This is a genomic window from Methanobrevibacter sp. 87.7, assembly GCF_002208625.1.
Lineage (GTDB): Archaea > Methanobacteriota > Methanobacteria > Methanobacteriales > Methanobacteriaceae > Methanarmilla.
On sequence record NZ_MRCT01000239.1, the window covers coordinates 1 to 1,783 of the forward strand.

2 protein-coding genes are annotated in these 1,783 nt (G+C 23.0%); both read left to right on the forward strand.

Annotation, left to right across the window (positions count from 1 at the left end; all coding sequences use genetic code 11):
* Positions 1–178: 178 nt before the first annotated feature.
* Positions 179–577 carry a PRC-barrel domain-containing protein gene (locus tag BGI41_RS07935; RefSeq protein ID WP_088540161.1) on the forward strand — a complete coding sequence of 133 codons (399 nt, stop codon included), beginning with the start codon at positions 179–181 and terminating at the stop codon, positions 575–577.
* 295 nt (positions 578–872) lie between these two features.
* Positions 873–1,637, forward strand: a complete 765-nt coding sequence (locus tag BGI41_RS07940; protein WP_088540162.1) for an aspartate dehydrogenase — start codon at positions 873–875, stop codon at positions 1,635–1,637.
* Positions 1,638–1,783: the final 146 nt, after the last annotated feature.

Genomic DNA, 1,783 nt, shown 5'->3' on the forward strand with positions numbered 1-1,783 from the left:
ATGAAAAACTCTATTTTCATTTTTTATTTAAAAATATTATTTAAAATTTAAATATTCTTAACAAGATATTTATATTATGAATTAAACAAATACTTATTAATATAAAAGTTTTATACTTATTTACAAATATTAATTTTATTTTTTAAAAATTATTATTATTTTTTATATGGTGAAAAACATGGTAGAAATTTCAAGTCTCCGTAATTTGGATATATATACAGTACATGGAAAATATGTTGGTAAAGTTGAAGATGTAGTTCTTAACATTCGTTTAGGTACAATTTCAAAATTAGTAATTAGAGCAGTAGAACCACAAAGAAATAGAGAAGTTGGTTTTAGACAAATCATGAAAAGAGGTCTTCAGATGGTACCTGAAGAAGATGAAATGAGATCTTATCAAGAAGGTTCATTTAATATTGGTTTTGATAAAGTTACTGCTATTGGGGATATTATTTTAATTAATACTCCTGATGTAAGACATAAAGTACCTGGTGGAAAAAGACCAAATGTTCCTCAAACACAAGCTCCTAATCAAGAAGTTGAGGCTCAACAAGAAGCTCAAAATCCAAATTATTAATTTTAATTAATTTTTTATTTTTAAAATAATTTGAATTTTATTTATTTTTAAATTAATTTTACCTTAATTCAATAAATTTTATTTATAAATATTTTCATTGAATTTTCTATTTTTAATTTAAGATTTACTTTATTTAGAAATTAAATCTATAATTTTAGCTATTTGTTGAATTATATATGGTTTATTTTTATTTAAGAGTTAAATCTATAATTTGTAGCTATTTTTTGATTATATTTATTTTTTCTTTTAAAATTTTAAGTTAATAATAATTTTAAAAAAATTTTAAGTGATTTTAATGATAGTTGGAATCGTTGGTTGTGGTGCAATAGCTCATATTATTGCTCAAAATATTAAAGATGAAGATACTAGTATTGAAATAAAATACTTCTATGATAAAGATGGTGAAAGAGCAGAAGATCTTGCAAATTTTGTTAATGGTGTAGCTGTTTCAAATTTTGATGATATGTTAGGTAAAGTAGATCTTGTTCTTGAAGCTGCATCTCAAAGTTCAGTAAGAGAAACTGCACTTAAAGTATTAAATAGTGGTACTGATATTATTACTATGAGTGTTGGTGCATTAATGGATACTGAATTAAGAAATGAACTTATTCAAGCTGCAAAAGATAATGATGCAAAAATTTATACTCCTTCTGGTGCACTTATTGGAGTAGATGCTATTAAAGCTGCATCAATTAAAAATATTTCTAGTATTAGTTTAACTACTCGTAAATCTCCTAAATCTCTTGGAAGAGATGTGGATAAAAAAGAAGTTTTATTTGAAGGTAAAGCATCTGAAGCTGTTAAAGAATTCCCTAAAAATATTAATGTAGCAGCAACATTATCTTTAGCATCTGGTAAGGATATTGATGTAAAAATTATTGTAGATCCTGAAGTAAGTAGGAATGTTCATGAAGTTGTTGTTAAAGGGGACTTCGGTGAATTAAAAACACGTACAATGAATTTCCCATCTGATGCAAATCCTAAAACAAGTATGTTAGCAGCACTTTCTGCAATTAAACTTTTAAGAAGTTTTGATGAACATTTTATTATAGGAACTTAAATTTTTATTATTTTTTTCTTTTTTTTATTTTTTTTTTTAAAATTTTTTATAATATCTAAAAATTCTTTTTTTATATAAATTATATATTATTGGTTTTAAATTCATTTTTTTATAAAATATTTATAATATTTAAATTAAAATTATAT